Raw genomic sequence first — 17,286 nt, 5'->3', positions numbered from 1 at the left:
TCTTAGCTTAATTTTTTTATCTAGTAAATCTTATTTACAGTTTTTCAACGCTTCTGTCGCTCTATCCAATCCCCATTTTGGAGAGAAAGGAGTTTCCGGTTTAAAAGTAGTAAAAAGTCCGATTGATTTTTCAATTTGACCACACAAAGGTTTAGTGTCAATTCCTGTCCATTTTGCTCCTCCTATTTGAAACTCTGCTTTACCAAAAACTACTCTTGGGTTTTCAGGCGCAATTGATTCTGCTTTGGCATATAATTCCATTGTTTTTCCAGATAATTTCATTCCGTTTGTCATTGGGTCAAAAACAATCCAAGCAGTGTTAATCATGGCTTGCATCACTAATAATTCTGCATTATTTGGATTTTTGCCCATTTCAGTATCTAATGCATTTTGAGCTTTTGTTAGCAATAAATTCATTTTGTCTTTATCCTGCGTTCCAAAAGCAGTGGTTGTATTTACTAATGCAACATAATAATTAGGCAACCAACTTGTTTTTTCTGCTCCAGCAATTCTTTCGAATAAATCCGAAGCTTCCGTATTTTTACCTTCTTTCCAAAGTCCAAATGCTTTTCCCATTCCTTGCTCAAATTGTCCTTGAGCGGATAATAAACTACATACAAATAATGCGATTGCGGTGATAACTTTTGTCATGATATTTAATTTTTAGTGGTTGATTAATTGTTTACCAAATTTACATTGGTTGTCTCTTTTTTGAAATTTATACTTACTGAACTGTTGATTTTGATGGATGAATTGTAAAGACATTGCATTGCAACTTTTCTAGAAATACCTTTTACAAATTCTTCAACTGATTCTCTTTTTTATCATTGCTTATAGTCCAAAAGAATCCCAGAAAGAAAAACCGATCTGCAGTTGGTGTAATTGCTGCCCTGTTATAAACTCCGGCTGTATTTGGATTTTTTGCATACTCATAACCATAAACATTTTGGCTTCCTAAAATATTAGAAACGGAGAAATACAAAATCTTTTGCGAAGTCAATAAATAAGCCCAGTTGAAACTCAAACTGTTATACGATTTTGTTTTTCCGTTCATGAATTTCGTTTCATTTGGGTTGTTATAAGGCCGTCCTGAACTATATGTATTAGTAAAACCAATTTGTGATTTCCAATCGTTTATCCAATATTTAGTAACAATCGATAAACTATGATCGGCAACAAAATTTGGAGTGACTTGAGCACTAAAATTTTTATAATCTCGCTCTGTATCGATGTATGAATACGAAACCCAATATTCTAAGTTTTTAATTGATTTCCCGTCTCTCCAAAACAAATCTAATCCTTTGGCATAACCGGAACCATTGTTATTAAACACCGAATTGTATTGTATCGATGGCGTGTCGTATTTTACTAAATTACTGTAATCTTTGTAATACGCTTCCGCTCTGAAGGTTTTTCCATTTTTATTGTACTGATAGTTCAAAATATAATGGGACGCTTTCTCACTTTCAAACTGATGGAACTTAGAATATTTGATGTAGTCCACATTTGGCGTTTGTGAAAAGTCTCCAAAAGCTAATGAAAACTGACTGTTTTTAGCCATTTTGTAAGCCAACGAAACTCTGGGAGAAATTGCAGTTTCATTTAGTAAATCATTATATGAAGCTCTCAATCCTGCTTTTGCAGCAAACTTTTTGGAGAAAAAAACATCTGCTTCGGTGTAAACGGCTCCGATATTTGAATTATACCCATTCGTATTTGTAGCTCCTAAATTCTCCTTGAAATCCTCATTGAATTTGGTAATAAAATAATCCGCTCCAAAAGACAATTTCACTCTTTCAGAAAAACGTTGTGTTAATTTTAATTTCAAATGAGCTGCATTTTCATCATTTGCAACAGCATCAGAATCCAGTTTTATTTTATTTTTACTGTAACCATAACTCAAACCTGAAGTAATTTGCCAATTGTTTCCAAAACCGCCTTTATAGGAAGAATTAAAATAAAAATTAGTATTGTTTAAATCAACTCTGATCTTTTGTTCCGAATTGATATTTTCCTGATTGATGTCGAATTTAGAAGAATCAAAAGCAGCGTATAATTTCAAAATCCCGTTATTGAAATTATAGCGGTATACCGTTTCTCCAGATAAAGATTGATACGGGCTATTCCAATCTACATTTTGCTTGATTGCTACTTGATATGGCGCCAAATTGATATAAGCGGTATTCACACTCAAAGAACTTTTTTTCCATTTTTGAGTATTCCCAACTCCTAAACCAACAGTCATTAATGAAATTTCGGTTTTGTTTTGGTCGGGTTCATCTTGTGTATTCAATAACAAAACACTGGATAAAGCTTCCCCATATTCTGCTGAATAACCACCTGTGGAAAATGATATTCCATTAAACAGAAAGGGCGAAAATCGACCGCGTGTAGGTAAATTTTGAGCAGAAGCGCCATACGGTTGCGCTACGCGAATACCATCTACAAAAGTTTGTGTTTCATTGGCTTCGCCGCCACGCACAAATAATCGTCCGTCCTCACCTACATTTTGCGTTCCGGGCAACGTTTGTAAAGCCGCAATAATATTCCCTGCCGAACCTGCAGTTGTAACAATATCAAGCGGTTTCAACACCGAGACTCTGGCTTTGTCACCTGCTTCTAAATTTCCTGCGGTAATTATTACAGCATCCAGTGCATTGACATTGTCTCTTAATTTTATGATTTTATTTTTAAAGTTTGAAACATCAATCTCCATTTTTGTAGTTTCATACACTAAGAAACTCACCACCAAAGTTTGATTACCAGTTGTAGTAGTCGCAAAAGTAAAATCACCCGTTTCATTACTGGAAGTACCATCATAAGTTCCTTCAATAAAAATATTGGCTCCAGCTATTGGATTTCCTTTTTCATCAACCACTTTCCCCGAAAGAGTTGTTTGTGAAAATAGCGTTATAGAGAACAGTAAAATGGTAAGAGTATAAATAAACTTCATAATATTTGATTTTGATGAAGCAAATATATTTCGGTAATTAAAATCATAAAATAATAATTAACTGAACTGTTGAAATTATAGGATGAGTTGTAATCCTGAGCAATTTCTTTTATATTTACCTAAACTATATTCCATTTTATGAAAACAGAAAAAGAGAAAATGATAAATGGAGAATATTATTTGGCTGGTGATACTGTTTTAGTAAAAGACAGGCGAAAATCAAAAAATCTTCTTCACAGATTAAATGTTACCGAGTATAGAGTAACGAAAAAAGCACGAGAAATACTAAAAGAGCTAATTCCTAATGCAGGAGCCAATCTTTATATTGAACCTCCCTTTTTTTGTGATTATGGCTACAATATCAGTTGCGGAGAAAATGTCTATTTCAATGTGAATTGTGTTGTTTTAGATTGTGCCAAAGTGACCATTGGTTCTAATGTACTATTTGCTCCAGGCGTTCAACTATATACCGCATCACATCCACTTGACGCTGAACTGAGAAAGACACATGAAAATGCATTACCGATAACGATTGGAAACGATTGTTGGATTGGAGGAAATTCTGTTATTTGCCCAGGAATAACTATAGGAAATGGCTGTGTTATTGGTGCCGGTTCTGTTGTCACAAAAGACATCCCTGATAATTCATTGGCTGTTGGAAATCCAGCAAAAGTAATTCGGAAACTTAACGAATAAACTCTAATTATGCCACACCTTCTAGCAAAACTCAAAAATGTCCCTCTGGAAACCATCAAAACTATTTTGGAAAAAGACAAAGCGTTTCATGCATCCCAAGGAATGTATTTAGAATACCTTTGGCAAAATGAAGACGATCAAAATGAAGTACAATTCCTCTTTAGGATTGATAATCTTGACAAAACAAAAACCTTAATCCACAAACTTCATTCAGATGCTTTAGCACAAGATCCAAATGCGAATCTTCCTGAAATGACTTATTTAAAACAAACGTAAACAACTATGATTTCCATCAACAAAGTACACCATATAGCTATTATTTGCTCCGATTATCAAAAATCTAAAACGTTCTATACCGATATTTTGGGCTTAACAATTATTCGGGAAATTTACCGTGAGGAAAGAGAATCCTACAAACTTGATTTGGCTCTAAATGGCGTTTACATCATTGAACTTTTCTCCTTTATAAATCCACCGCAGCGTAAATCAGGACCTGAAGCAACTGGATTGCGCCATTTAGCATTTGAAGTAAATGACATGGGTCAAACAATTGATTTTTTATCTTCAAAAAATATTGCATCTGAAGCGATACGATTGGATCCAACAACAAATAAACGTTTTACTTTCATTGCTGATCCAGATAATCTTCCGATTGAATTTTATGAAAAATAAGACCGTTTTAACCTATCAAAAAAGCACAATTCACAAAGGAATCATAAAAAATAGCAATTATATTGATTTTCGAACCCCAGTCTAAGATTCTTTCTTTAAATTTGTAATACGCTCAAAAACTTTATTTTTCAAATAAATCATTTTTATTTTATTTGGGATTAAAGTTTGTAAAACAATTTTAGATGAACAATACTGCCCGAATTAAAAAAAAGTACCAATTAATTAAATTTCAAAAATTAGTTATTGTTTCTGTTCTAATTGGTTTTCTTTCGGCATTTTTAGGAATTTCATTAAAAAAAATAACCGAATATTACGAGGAAATATTTTTTTATCAAGCTTCGTTAAACCCTATATTCATTATTGTTTTTCCGATTTTTGGGTTATCTGTCATTTATTTCCTTCGAGAATATCTTTTTAGAAAAAAAGAAAATAAAGGGATTAAAGAAATTTTTGAAAGCACGAATTCCAAATCCAAGAACTTACCCAATTATAAAATTCCATCCCATTTCATCAACGGATTATTGACTGTTGTTTTTGGAGGATCCACTGGGATTGAAGTTTCTACCGTTGTTGCTTCGGCTACGATTGGTTCTGTAGCCCAAAGAAAACAAAACGTATTCAGACAATACAAAACCGAATTAATATGTGCAGGGGTTGCGGCAGGAGTTACCGCATTGTTCAGTAGTCCTATTGCCGGAATTCTTTTTGCAATTGAAGTCATTTCCAGAAAAGTGACCCGAGCATTTTTAATCAGTAATTTGATTGCAGTGGCAATAGCTTTTGGACTTGTTTTTTTATTGGATGAAAAACCTTTATTTGCCGTAACTATTACAACTTGGCATTTAAGAGCAATTCCATATTTTATACTTTTAGGAATTTTAGCTGGTATCAATTCCGTTTATCTCACTCGTTGTGTATTATTCTTTAAATCTCAATTTTCAAAAATTAAAATTCATTATTATAAGATTCTGATAGGCTCTCTAATCCTGAGTATTTCCTTATTCTTTTTTCCCCAACTTTATGGAGAAGGTTATCATGCTATCAAGGGAATATTTGTTCATTCAAATGACACGACATTTTCATTTTCATTGGTACTGACATTTATTGGAATCATCCTTTTAAAACCAATAGTAACTTCGGCAACGCTAGCTTCGGGGGGTGATGGAGGTGTCTTTGCGCCAAGCCTTTTCATTGGTGCCTTTTTAGGATTACTCGTTGCTTTGCTTTTAAACACTTATCTGAATGCCAATATAATTCCTGTAAACTTTATGGTTATTGGAATGGCTGCGGTTTTAAGCGCCAGTATTCATGCGCCTTTTACCGCGATTTTCTTAGTCTGTGGATTAACCAATGATTATACTTTATTTCTTCCCATTTTGGTTGTTTGTCTGATTTCAAAATACACAGCAAAAATGATTTTTCCATTCACTGTGTACTCCTATTCTGCTAGTTTATCAAAATAATAGTTTATGCCAATTGAAAAAATAAAAAGGAATTATCGAAAAACTAAATACATTCTTTACAAAGAAACTTTAATTGATTTTAAAGAACATTTTTGGGCTTTTTTAGGATCATTTATCGGTATAGGTCTAATGGCTTATTTACAATCCAAAACACTACTACATTCAGATGTAGTTTTTTTGATTGGATCTTTTGGTGCTTCCAGTGTTTTGGTTTATGGCGCTATCCAAAGTCCATTATCCCAACCCCGGAATCTTGTTGGTGGCCATCTTGTATCGGCAATTGTAGGAGTCACAGTAGCTAAATTTGCGCCCGATATTTTATGGATAAGTGCTCCTCTTGCTGTCTCTTTCTCAATTGTTTTAATGCAAGCAACCAAAACATTGCATCCTCCTGGAGGCGCAACTGCATTGATTGCAATAATTGGTTCTCCTAAAATTACAAGTCTTGGCTATTGGTATGTATTGTATCCAGTTCTAAGTGGCGTCCTTATTCTTTTGGTTGTAGCTCTAATTTTCAATAATATGACTGCGAACAGAAGTTATCCAAATCATAAAAAGTATCATATCATTAGAAAACGAATTGCCAATAAATTTAGAAACAGCTTATCTTAATTTCTAAAACACGTCACTATTTTAGAAAAAAAGACAATCAATCACATACTCTACTTACAGAATCATACGCAAAAATCTTATCAACAAATCTGAAATCTGAAATCTAAAATCTAAAATTAAATTTTACCTTTGACCTTTCAACAAAAACAAAGATTATGGTTTATAAATTTAGAGTAATTCTAGACGCAGAAGATGATGTTTTTAGAGACATTGCAATACTTGAAGACGATACTTTAGAAGATTTACACAATGCTATCTTTAATTCCTTTGGTTTTGACGGAATGGAAGTAGCCTCATTTTATACTTGTGATGAAACATGGAATCAGGAAGACGAAATTTCGCTTTTTGATACCGGAGATATTCCAGGGGAACAAAAAGTAATGAGCGATTATCAGCTATCGGATATTTTAGATAAACAAAACACCAAAATTATCTATGTATATGATTTCATCAACATGTGGACTTTCCTTGTAGAATTAGCTGCAGTAGAAGACCAGGTTCTTGGAAATCTATATCCAGAAACGATTTTTTCTCACGGTGAAATGCCTGATGAAGCTATGGAAAAAAACTTTGAATCAGATAATGCCGATGACTATAATGATGAATTTGAAGATGGACTGGACGAAGATGATTTAGACATGTTTGAAGGAGATGATAGTTTTGAAGACTATGGGTTTGAGGAGAATTGGAATTAAATAACTAAACGAATAAGCATCAAGAGCCAAGATGAAAGACTTAAAAATTGTCATTTATCTTGGCTCTCTCATCTAAAATATAAAATACAATATATGATCAACTTATATAACACCCATATCGAGAACTTATCAATTCATAGAGTTGGTAATAAAAGTAGAAACGAAGCCCTTTTTTTATCAGAGCAGCCGTTTAATTTAAATGATGAAATTGTACCCTTGATGAAAGAATTTTTCTTTAAACCCTTTAGAGAAAAAGAAGAAAACTATTTTCAATTTGCACATGAAATTGATTTGGATTATAACGACATGTTCAAATTTGCAACGGAAATTTTTGAAAATCCAAGTACTATTCATGAAGCTTCAAAAAAAATCACAAAGCATTTATTTGAGCAATCCAATCATCCGCACATCAAGAATGGAGAAGTATATGTTACGTATTTAACAAACGTTAGTATTGATAATAATGTGGTAGACGCCATAGGAATATTCAAAAGTGAGATACAAGCTGACTTTTTACAATTTGAGGAAAAAGAAACACACTTAGAAATGATTTTACAACAAGGTGTAAGTTTAAACAAATTAGACAAAGGCTGCTTAATCTTTAATTATAAAAAAGAAGAAGGCTATAAAATCCTAACAGTGGACAGCAACCGTTACGATGCCAGATATTGGTTGGAACATTTTCTTTCAGTAGATGCTTTTGAGGATGAAAATTTCATTACTAAAAAATATTTAAAATTCTGTCAGAACTTTGCCAAAGACGTTGTTTTTCCTGCCGAAGACAAAAAAGAAGAAGTGATGTTCATGAATCGTTCCGTGAATTATTTTGCCAAAAATGATCAGTTTGAAGAAACTAATTTCTTAAATGAAGTTTTAGACAACCCTGATTTGATTCCAGAATTCAAAAATTATAAAATAGACAAAGGAGAAAAATATAGCATTGAAGATGTAACTTCTTTCCCTATTGCCAATGCTGCAGTTTCTGACGCTAGAAAATCAATCAAAAATGTAATTAATTTAGATACACATATCCAAATAAAAATGGATTTCATCAATCCTGAAAGTGCAGAGAAATTTGTAGAAAAAGGTTGGGATGAAGAAAAACAAATGTATTATTATTTAGTTTATTTCAATAAAGAAGAAAAGAGCTAGTTTACACTGTTCAGTCACAGTTTACAGTTTTTATACTTAAATATTCAATTCCCAATTGCGAAAGTGATTGGGGATTTTTTTTTTGACTTTACAAGACAAAAAAAGTTATTATTTATTTTATTTGTAAGTAATTTTATATTTTTATTAACATAAAGTGTATTTTATCGATTTTATTTGCTATTTAAACGATTACTTACTACGTTTGAATTCCCAAATCTTAATACTCAAATTATGAACACAATTGAAATCAAAGAAAAATTTCTGAAGAAAAATATTTTGTGTTCATTGTTTGGGCATAAAATTATTACAACCAGAAATGTTACAAATCATTTCAAAGAATTTAAATGTACTGTTTGTCATCTTGAACTAACTAACGATGAAAATGGTAAGAAAACATTTCTCACTCCAGAACTAAAAGAAATAAACGAAACATTGATTGGGTTTTATAAAAAAAGGGTTCATACTATTTAAACCCATTTCCATTTAACATAAATATTTTATTTCAAGCTCTGAATTATTAGCTTTTTTTTAAAGTCAATTTGATTAAATAAAAATTTTTAAGAATTAAATTCCCCACCTATTAGTAACCTACTAAAACCTTGAAAAGATGCTAATCCTTCTATTAATAAAGTCAATAATGATATTGAGACAAAGAAATAATCAAAAAAAATTATTAAAGTACAACAGTATTTCTATTTCACAATTGTAGTAAATCTATTTAATGGATACTAGAATTTAGTGCAAAAAAATCACCTTATTAAATTCGGATCCTACTACTTAAAAAAAGAATCTAAAATTAGTCTATCCAATTTCGTTTATTAGTAATTTTGTATTCTAAATAAACTATCAGATGGATTATCATTTGTTCAAAGAAAGCCCATTCAAGACCTTGATTTCGTTTCACAAACTCATTGAAACTTTGGATGAAATTGCTGCAACCAATGTGGACTATCGCTCAAATTATGCAAAAGCATTATTGAAAGAAATAGAACCTTTCCCAGAATTCAGAACTGGAATAGAGGATTTTAATTTGATCCATAATAATGAAACACTGATAAAATATTTATTAGCCGATCTATTCCCTACAGCCCTAACACATAACGAAATTAAAGCGGTTACGATTCCCTTTCAAAATTTCACTTTTAATTATACCGAAAGATTCAAAAAAATACTGCATAATGCCGGGACAACTTTTGATATGGCAATCCGGGATTTTGATGGCAATCAATTCTACATACTGAATTGCATTTTGATTTTGAATACCTTCTATAATCAGCATTTTGATTTCAACAAACCTTTGTTTTACGATATTCCGGATACAAATGGCATCATGAAACATTATAGAATTCTATATAATGCCGATTTTATGGAAATTATCCCTACTGATAAGGCTACAACTTTGACTCCGGAAGATATCGATTTATTGATGGACAATTATGATAATATCGATTTGTGGAAAGATAAATTTCCGTCTGAAAGCTGGATTCTAAAAGGCTTTGGTATAGTATCCTTATTTGATGCATCTATAGAAAGTGCGGTTTCAAACTTGAAAAGTAACCTTTTGAAATCAGAAAAAAATCATACTGACGGCAATCAAAATTTTGAAACTATTTTTCGTTCTATTTTCAAAATATCCGATTTGAAAGTTGGTTTTATCATTTATAACGAAGAGGATGAAAAATTTGTAAAACCTCCTTACGATGATAAAAAAATAGGTAGTTTTATTCTTCACGATATGCAAGAAGCCGATTGTAAAAATCTCCTTTTTGGATGCTCTTTGGAAAATCTTTTAGAACAAAATAAGCCTTTTGTAATTTCAAACGTTGCAAAATTTGCCTCAACACCAGGAAATGAAAAATTGGGAAAACATTTTTTAGGACTAAATATTCATAGCTGTATTCTTGCACCTGTAATAAAGAATGGTAAACTTTTAGGTATTATAGAATTAGTTTCGGCAAAACCAAGAGAACTTAACAGCATTAATGCAAACAACCTAAATTTGATTTTACCTTATTTAGTAGATACATTGGAGCGCTACAACAATGATATGCAACACCATATAGAAGCTATCATTCAGAGGGAATACACAGCAATTCACCCAAGCGTCTATTGGAAATTCAGAAGAGAAGCCCTCAAATATTTTCAAACTAATAATCCAAATAAAGACTACATTTTTAAAGAAATTGTATTCAAAGAAGTATATCCTTTATACGGGCAAATAGATATCAAAGGCTCTTCTGAGCACAGAAATGAGACTGTAAAAGAAGATTTAAAAAATCAACTGGAGGCTCTTATTCTAATCTTTGAAAATCAAAATTCAAATAGCAGCCTGGTTTTATTGGAACAACGAAAATTTGAATTGCAATCATTTTACGAACAATTGGAATTTCCTCTAAAAGCGGATACAGAACAACAAATTCAACTGTATATTGAAAAAGAGATTCATCCAATTTTAAGGAATACAAAAACAACTGAAATAGGAGAAACTCTAGAGCAAAATTATTTTGAGAGTTTGGATGAAAAAACAGGAATGTTTTACCATTCGAGAAAGAAATTTGATAACGCCATGTCTATTGTCAATAAAAAATTGGCCTCAATTCTTGATAAAAAACAAGTTGAAGCACAAAATATTTTTCCGCATTATTATGAACGTTTCAAAACTGATGGCGTGGAACACAATCTTTATATAGGTGCTTCAATTACTCCAAACAAAGATTTCGACAGCATATACCTCCATAATTTAAGATTGTGGCAATTGCAAACTTTGTGCGAAATGGAACTGGAACACCATCAACTTAAATCTTCTTTGCCTTACGAACTTGATGTGACTTCATTAATTTTAGTATTCAGCTCCCCTATCTCAATCCGATTTAGAATGGATGAAAAACGTTTTGATGTAGATGGAACTTATAATGCCCGTTATGAAGTTGTAAAAAAACGTATCGACAAAGCCAACATTAAAGGTACCAAAGAAAGAATAACCGAAAAAGAAAAAATTACGATTGTCTATTCTCACAATACCGAGCAAACCGAATATTTGAATTACATAAAATTTTTACAATTCAAAAATATTTTAGAACCCGCTGTCGAGGAATTTGAAGTTGAGGAATTACAAGGCGTTTCGGGACTGAGAGCCATTAGAGTAAAAGTAATTAATAAAAATAAAGAACCCGATTCTAAAAACTATTCCTATCAGGATTTATTGGATGAACTAAACTAAACTCCAACCATTTTGAAAGCAATGATGAAAGCAATAACTGAGACAACTATTCCTATCATAAAAAGATTATAGGCAATTCTCAATAATCTGTATTTTTTCTCTAAAACTATTCCTAAGAAATATAAATCTTTAATCATCGAATTATAAATGTACTCTCTGTCTTTCATCATTTCGTTCATAGCCCATTCATAGTCTTGCAAAGGCATTTTGTAGAAATTACCAAAGAAAAGCAGATTCACTTTTTTATTTTCAATGTCTTGTTTAGTAAAAACGCCTTTTGTTACTTTTGGCCTTGTAGAAAGTATGGCAAAAATGATTGTGATTACGCTGGAAATTACCATAATAAAGGTTGGAATCACCAAATGGGCATTTTTTGGACTATCTAATTTTGGAATAATCGTAGAAAGTGCAATTGAAATAATAATCGCGTTTACAGAAAGTAGAATATTAGCCTTACTATCTGCAATACCACTCAAACGGGTATGATTACCAAGAGTAACTCTGAAAACAGTATCAATACCACGCTCCGGCTTTTCCTCTTTTTCTTTCTTTTTATCTTCTTTTTTCAATTTTTTGTCCTTTTTATCATCAGTTACATTGATTTTTTTCTGAATCCTTTTTATATTTTTCTCCTTTAAAGGTTGCCAATTTTCCAATGCAAAATCAGTATAAAACCGATGCTTATTCACCAAAAAATCCCAGTTTTCAGCGGCCCAATCTTTATCTGAATATAACTTATCCTCTGTATTTTCCCATTCTTTCCTCAAAACTTCGCAACTGGACAAATAATCATCACTAAAAAGATGATAATAATCGGCGTCTTTTATTATTTTTTCAAGAAGTGTTTGAGGCACATATTCCTTTGAAGTGGCTTTAATTAAGCTGGTGATTTCTGCAATATATTCTTCTGATTTTCCTTTTTCTTTCAAAAACTGTGTTACTATAGCACTGCTGCAATTCTCGTGATTAGTACAACCATTAATGTATCCTGTATCATGAAACCAGGCTGCTACAAGCAAAATTTCTTTGTCAGTAGCATTAACATTCATTCCTTCAGCAAGTACCAAAACTGCTGCAACCATCTCACGTGTATGATTAATATTATGGTAAGTATATGAATTAGAAAGTTTATCTTTGAGTAATTTTACAACAAAATCTTCGGCTTGTTCTATAAGGTTCATAAGAAATAATTATACTACTAAATTATGGAATTGTTTTTGGATAATCGATTTAAAAATAGGAATAAAATAAACTTAGGTTTTATTCTTTTGTTTTTGGTTCTTCAATCTTGCGCTACGCATCATGCTCAGTTTGGTAAAAATATCAAAAATCCGATATCACAAAACGCAATAGACAGTTCAAAAATTGTGCATACTTTCTATTTAATTGGTGACGCAGGAAATGCCAATGAAAAAAACGCACAAGAAACCATTGAGCTCTTGGAAAATCAATTAGAAAAAGCAACTAAAAACTCGACTCTTTTATTTCTTGGAGATAATATTTATCCAAAAGGATTACCCAATACTGACAATCCAAATGAACGAATTATTGCCGAAAATAAGTTAACAAACCAACTAAAATTATCTAAAAAATTCAAAGGCCAAACTATTTTCATTCCTGGAAATCATGATTGGTACAATGGAATTAAAGGATTACAACGCCAGGCCAAGTTTGTAACTGATTATCTGAATGACAAAAAATCATTTTTACCAAGAAAAAGCTGTGCCATTGACGATTTGGAAATAAATAAAAACTTAACTCTAATAACTATTGACAGCCAATGGTTTTTGGAAGATTGGGATCAAAGTCCCACTATAAATGATGATTGTGATATCAAAACACGGGAAGATTTTTTTGCTGAACTAGAGAATATTTTGAATAAAAATCAAGAAAAAACAGTAGTTCTGGCGCTTCATCATCCGTTGATGAGCAATGGAACGCACGGTGGCCAGTTTTCATTGGAGAAACAGCTTTTTCCATTGGAACAAAAAATTCCGCTTCCGGTCATAGGCTCCCTCATCAATCTAACCCGAAAAACATCTGGAATAAGTCCGCAAGATATTCAGAATAAAAGCTATACACTTTTCATAAAACGTATAAAAACACTGCTTCAAAGTCAGGATAATGTTATTGTTGTTTCAGGCCATGATCATAATTTACAATACATTAATAAAGACAACATCAAGCAAATTATCAGTGGAGCCGGTTCAAAATCAGAAGCGGCTAAAGCTGTTTTTTCCAATGATTTCTCTTATGGTGGAAATGGGTATGCCTCATTATCTATTTATGCTGATGGAGCAGCAAAAGCTTCCTTTTATGGTAAGGAAAATAATAAAGAAAAACTGATTTTTCAACAATCCATATTAGATAACAAAGAAGATTATAGCACTCAAAATTTCCCAACATCATTTAGTAAAACCACCACAGCATCCATCTATTCACCAAAAAAAACCAAAAAATCATTATTTTATAAATTCTTTTTTGGAAACCATTATCGAAAATATTACAGTTTGCTAATAGAAGTAAAAACGGCTACAATTGACACCCTTTTTGGAGGCCTAAACCCGAAACGTGCCGGAGGTGGTCATCAATCAAAATCATTGCAACTTTTTGATAAAAATGGCAAAGAATATGTAATACGTGCCATGAAAAAAAGTACCGGACGCTTTTTACAATCGGTAGCTTTTAAAGACCAATTTATCCAAAACGAATTTGAGGATACGTATGCTGATGATCTTTTATCTGATTTTTATACTACCTCTCACCCTTACACTCCTTTTGCTGTTGGCAATTTAGCTGAAAAAATTGGCGTTTCACATACCAATCCGGTATTGTATTATATTCCAAAACACAAAGCTTTAAAGGATTTTAATGCCAATTTTGGGGATGAATTGTATATGGTGGAAGAACGCCCTAATGACAGTCAAATAGATGTGAAAAGCTTTGGAAAACCAACTGCAATTATCAGCACTGCTGATTTATTAAAAAATCTTCACAAAGATTACAACTACACAATAGATGAAAGTGCTTATATCAAAGCGCGATTGTTTGATATGCTTATAGGCGATTGGGACAGGCATGAGGATCAATGGCGTTGGGGCGAATATAAAGAAGGTAAAAAAACAATTTACAGACCCATTCCACGTGATAGAGACCAAGCTTTTACGAAATATGATGGTGCATTAATCACTCTTTTGATGAATAATCCACAATTACGCCACATGCAAACTTTTAAAGAGAAAATTAAAAATGTGAAATGGCTCAACCGTGAACCGTATCCATTAGACCTTGCTTTCCTTAAAACCACAGATGAAAACGAATGGTTAAAACAGGCAAAATACATTCAGAATAACCTTTTGGATACTGATATAGATGCTGCTTTTAATAATTTACCTGCAGCCGTTCAGGATGGAACGATCGAAAGTATTAAACAGAATTTGAAAGTCAGAAAAACGCAATTGCAGCACTATGCTTCGGAATATTACAACGTGCTGCAGAAAACAGTTTTAATTGTGGGCACTGACAAAAAAGACAAATTTATAATTCAACACAAGGCGAAAAACAAACTTGAAATTGAAGTGTATCGAATGAAAAATGATGAGGAAAAATTACTTTACACTAAAGACTTTATCGCTGGAAAAACTAAGAATATTTGGGTTTACGGATTAGATGATGACGATGTTTTTGAAGTAAAAGGCACGTCAAATTCTGCAATAAACATTCGATTAATTGGAGGAAAAGACAACGATTCTTATACTGTTGAAAATGGAAAAAAGGTAAAAATTAATGATTTCAAATCGAAGGTGAATACCTATGCTTTAGATTCTAAAACTAAAGTCGTTTTGACGGATGATTATAAAACCAATCTTTATGATTATAAAAAACCAAAATACAATGCTTTATCAGGATTACCGAGTATTGGTTATAATCCTGATAATGGTATAAAATTAGGGTTTGTAACTAACTACACCGTTAATAAATTCAATCAAAACCCGTATACGCAAAAACACATCTTAAAAGCCAATTACTTTTTCGCCACCGATGGATATGAACTCATTTATAATGCTCATTTTCCAAAATCAGTTGGCAAATGGGATTTAGATTTGGAAGCCCAATTTACAAGTCCCAACTTTACGATTAATTATTTTGGCTACGGAAATGAATCTTTAAATAATGACGAGACTTTTGGAATGGATTACAATCGGGTACGTCTTAGAACATTAATGGTTATGCCGTCCATTAAGAAAACAGGGAAATACGGCAGTGCAATCATATTTCAAACCTCCTTTGAAAGGATCAGTGTAGAAGAAACAAATGATCGTTTTATAAATATCCCCGGAATCGTAAATCAAGACGTTTTTAACAGCCAAAAATTTGCAGGAGCAACACTAAAATACAGTTTTGATAATTACGACATTCCTTCATTTCCTACCATGGGAATGGGATTCTCAGTAGCTGGAAGTTGGAAAATGAACTTAAATGACACCAAAAGAAATTTCCCGGCAGTAGAAAGCAAACTAAATTTCAACCATAAAATTGATGCTAACGGCAAAATAGTTTTGGCGACCATTCTGAAAGCTAAAGTACTGTTGAATAATAATTTCGATTTTTATCAGGGCGCTACTTTAGGTGGTGATTATGATTTGAGAGGTTTTAGAAATGAACGTTTTCTAGGGAACCAATCTTTTTATCAAAGTAGCGATATCCGCTGGAATTTAGGAAAAATAAAAAGGAGTATTTTACCAATGTCTTACGGAATTTTTACTGGTTTTGATTATGGCAGAGTGTGGCTAAAAGGCGAAAATTCAGATAAATGGCATCAATCATTTGGAGGTGGATTGTGGATCAACAGCCTGAATGCATTAACGGCCAGAATCGCCTATTTTAAAAGTGCTGATGAAGAAGCCCGAATTACTTTTGGTTTAGGATTTGGATTTTAGCTTTTTGACACTGACGTTATAAACATTTCCACCAATACTTTTGGTTCTTTCATCGGCAATGAATAAATAATCATTATCGTTAAAGCAAACTGCTTCTTTTTGAGAAAAATGATTTAATTTGAGTATCGTTTTTGTTCCATTCAAAAAATTGTCCTCTTTAAAATTTTCGAATAAGAAAATTTTATCATGCGTTAAAATAGCGACTTTGGATTCATCCGGACTTATCGTCGCACTGGTAATCGCACAGTGATTATAGTCGTCGCAAGTTATAAATTGTCCCATTAAAACCGCTTGATGAAATCCCGGAGTATTCGGAATTTTATATAAAAAAGCAGTGCCATCAAATCCTTTGCTTCGATTTTTTGTGAACAGATAGAAATTATTTTTAAACTCAAAAAAACCTTCAACATCATAGAACATTGCTGATTTTTTTGGCGGAAAATCTTTTTGTTCGGGATAAGCAAATGAGACTTTATAAGCTGGAACGACACTTTCACTGTTTAATGATTTTTTGTCTATTTTATAAATACACAAATCCTTTCTTTCGTTGTCATTATTCCCAAAATCTCCAATATACAGATTCCCATTTTTATCTTTAGTAATGTCTTCCCAATCAATATTTTCTGTATTTTCGATGCGTATGGTTTTTTCAATTTCACCATTTTGAAAATTCAAACCATAAATCGCATTTGCATTACCGCTGTCTTCCAGTGTCCAAAGTAAATTTGTTTCTGACGAATAAGTAATTCCAGAAACTTCTTTTAATTTATTAGGTAAAGAATATAGGGTTTCTAATGAATTCGAATCTTGTTGACAAGATAAAAAAACAAAAGAAAATAAGACAGAAATATAGTTTTTAGAACTCATTGTAGTGAAAATATAA

14 protein-coding genes are annotated in these 17,286 nt (G+C 32.2%); 10 read left to right on the top strand and 4 right to left on the bottom strand.

The window, feature by feature from the left end; all coding sequences use genetic code 11:
* Positions 1-30: 30 nt before the first annotated feature.
* Together ACM55K_RS07525 and ACM55K_RS07520 are read right to left on the bottom strand one after the other, a co-directional pair.
* Complete coding sequence (locus ACM55K_RS07525; RefSeq protein ID WP_416849618.1) at positions 31-651, bottom strand: hypothetical protein; 621 nt, start codon at positions 649-651, stop codon at positions 31-33.
* Between the two features lie 142 nt (positions 652-793).
* The gene (locus tag ACM55K_RS07520; RefSeq protein ID WP_416849617.1) at positions 794-2,953 is read right to left on the bottom strand and encodes a TonB-dependent receptor; all 2,160 of its coding nucleotides are present in this window, start codon (positions 2,951-2,953) and stop codon (positions 794-796) included.
* A 138-nt stretch (positions 2,954-3,091) separates the two neighbouring features.
* On the opposite strand from ACM55K_RS07520, the gene ACM55K_RS07515 reads away from it, so the two are divergent.
* The 9 genes from ACM55K_RS07515 (at position 3,092) to ACM55K_RS07475 (ending at position 11,463) form a co-directional block, all read left to right on the top strand.
* The gene (locus ACM55K_RS07515; RefSeq protein WP_416849615.1) at positions 3,092-3,649 is read left to right on the top strand and encodes a sugar O-acetyltransferase; all 558 of its coding nucleotides are present in this window, start codon (positions 3,092-3,094) and stop codon (positions 3,647-3,649) included.
* A gap of 9 nt (positions 3,650-3,658) precedes the next feature.
* On the top strand, positions 3,659-3,925 hold the full coding sequence (locus ACM55K_RS07510) for a hypothetical protein (RefSeq protein ID WP_416849614.1): 267 nt from the start codon (positions 3,659-3,661) through the stop codon (positions 3,923-3,925).
* Positions 3,926-3,931: 6 nt separating this feature from the next.
* Positions 3,932-4,321, top strand: coding sequence for an SMU1112c/YaeR family gloxylase I-like metalloprotein (gene gloA2 / locus ACM55K_RS07505; protein ID WP_416849613.1), 390 nt, complete (start codon positions 3,932-3,934; stop codon positions 4,319-4,321).
* A gap of 182 nt (positions 4,322-4,503) precedes the next feature.
* Positions 4,504-5,784 (top strand): chloride channel protein, encoded by a 1,281-nt coding sequence (locus ACM55K_RS07500; protein ID WP_416849612.1) that lies wholly within the window; start codon positions 4,504-4,506, stop codon positions 5,782-5,784.
* Positions 5,785-5,790: 6 nt separating this feature from the next.
* Positions 5,791-6,396, top strand: a complete 606-nt coding sequence (locus ACM55K_RS07495) for an HPP family protein (RefSeq protein ID WP_416849611.1) — start codon at positions 5,791-5,793, stop codon at positions 6,394-6,396.
* Positions 6,397-6,551: 155 nt separating this feature from the next.
* Positions 6,552-7,091, top strand: coding sequence for an IS1096 element passenger TnpR family protein (locus ACM55K_RS07490; protein WP_416846440.1), 540 nt, complete (start codon positions 6,552-6,554; stop codon positions 7,089-7,091).
* Between the two features lie 93 nt (positions 7,092-7,184).
* A complete protein-coding gene (locus ACM55K_RS07485) occupies positions 7,185-8,243 on the top strand; it encodes a nucleoid-associated protein (protein ID WP_416849610.1) in 1,059 nt (352 codons plus the stop codon).
* Between the two features lie 231 nt (positions 8,244-8,474).
* On the top strand, positions 8,475-8,714 hold the full coding sequence (locus ACM55K_RS07480; protein ID WP_416849609.1) for a hypothetical protein: 240 nt from the start codon (positions 8,475-8,477) through the stop codon (positions 8,712-8,714).
* Between the two features lie 379 nt (positions 8,715-9,093).
* A complete protein-coding gene (locus ACM55K_RS07475; protein ID WP_416849608.1) occupies positions 9,094-11,463 on the top strand; it encodes a GAF domain-containing protein in 2,370 nt (789 codons plus the stop codon).
* On the opposite strand, the gene ACM55K_RS07470 is transcribed toward ACM55K_RS07475, so the two are convergent.
* Positions 11,460-12,644: a Pycsar system effector family protein gene (locus tag ACM55K_RS07470; protein ID WP_416849606.1), complete on the bottom strand. Its 1,185-nt coding sequence runs from the start codon at positions 12,642-12,644 to the stop codon at positions 11,460-11,462. The two genes, ACM55K_RS07475 and ACM55K_RS07470, sit on opposite strands and share 4 nt — an antisense overlap.
* Positions 12,645-12,668: 24 nt before the next feature.
* Here ACM55K_RS07470 and ACM55K_RS07465 point away from each other — a divergent pair, with 24 nt between their 5' ends.
* On the top strand, positions 12,669-16,403 hold the full coding sequence (locus ACM55K_RS07465) for a metallophosphoesterase (RefSeq protein WP_416849605.1): 3,735 nt from the start codon (positions 12,669-12,671) through the stop codon (positions 16,401-16,403).
* Here ACM55K_RS07465 and ACM55K_RS07460 read toward each other — a convergent pair.
* Positions 16,386-17,270, bottom strand: a complete 885-nt coding sequence (locus ACM55K_RS07460; RefSeq protein ID WP_416849603.1) for a hypothetical protein — start codon at positions 17,268-17,270, stop codon at positions 16,386-16,388. The genes ACM55K_RS07465 and ACM55K_RS07460 overlap by 18 nt on opposite strands.
* Positions 17,271-17,286: the final 16 nt, after the last annotated feature.

This window comes from Flavobacterium arabinosi (genome assembly GCF_048158725.1).
In the GTDB taxonomy this organism is placed as follows: domain Bacteria; phylum Bacteroidota; class Bacteroidia; order Flavobacteriales; family Flavobacteriaceae; genus Flavobacterium; species Flavobacterium arabinosi.
The sequence above is the reverse complement of the archived record's forward strand: the minus strand, read 5'-3'. Positions and strand labels throughout refer to the sequence as shown.

Excerpts from the sequence above, each read along its gene's own strand:
- ACM55K_RS07525 (WP_416849618.1), bottom strand. The coding sequence starts at position 651 with ATGACAAAAGTTATCACCGCAATCGCATTATTTGTATGTAGTTTATTA.
- ACM55K_RS07520 (WP_416849617.1), bottom strand. The coding sequence starts at position 2,953 with ATGAAGTTTATTTATACTCTTACCATTTTACTGTTCTCTATAACGCTA.
- ACM55K_RS07515 (WP_416849615.1), top strand. The coding sequence starts at position 3,092 with ATGAAAACAGAAAAAGAGAAAATGATAAATGGAGAATATTATTTGGCT.
- ACM55K_RS07510 (WP_416849614.1), top strand. The coding sequence starts at position 3,659 with ATGCCACACCTTCTAGCAAAACTCAAAAATGTCCCTCTGGAAACCATC.
- gloA2 (WP_416849613.1), top strand. The coding sequence starts at position 3,932 with ATGATTTCCATCAACAAAGTACACCATATAGCTATTATTTGCTCCGAT.
- ACM55K_RS07500 (WP_416849612.1), top strand. The coding sequence starts at position 4,504 with ATGAACAATACTGCCCGAATTAAAAAAAAGTACCAATTAATTAAATTT.
- ACM55K_RS07495 (WP_416849611.1), top strand. The coding sequence starts at position 5,791 with ATGCCAATTGAAAAAATAAAAAGGAATTATCGAAAAACTAAATACATT.
- ACM55K_RS07490 (WP_416846440.1), top strand. The coding sequence starts at position 6,552 with ATGGTTTATAAATTTAGAGTAATTCTAGACGCAGAAGATGATGTTTTT.
- ACM55K_RS07485 (WP_416849610.1), top strand. The coding sequence starts at position 7,185 with ATGATCAACTTATATAACACCCATATCGAGAACTTATCAATTCATAGA.
- ACM55K_RS07480 (WP_416849609.1), top strand. The coding sequence starts at position 8,475 with ATGAACACAATTGAAATCAAAGAAAAATTTCTGAAGAAAAATATTTTG.
- ACM55K_RS07475 (WP_416849608.1), top strand. The coding sequence starts at position 9,094 with ATGGATTATCATTTGTTCAAAGAAAGCCCATTCAAGACCTTGATTTCG.
- ACM55K_RS07470 (WP_416849606.1), bottom strand. The coding sequence starts at position 12,644 with ATGAACCTTATAGAACAAGCCGAAGATTTTGTTGTAAAATTACTCAAA.
- ACM55K_RS07465 (WP_416849605.1), top strand. The coding sequence starts at position 12,669 with ATGGAATTGTTTTTGGATAATCGATTTAAAAATAGGAATAAAATAAAC.
- ACM55K_RS07460 (WP_416849603.1), bottom strand. The coding sequence starts at position 17,270 with ATGAGTTCTAAAAACTATATTTCTGTCTTATTTTCTTTTGTTTTTTTA.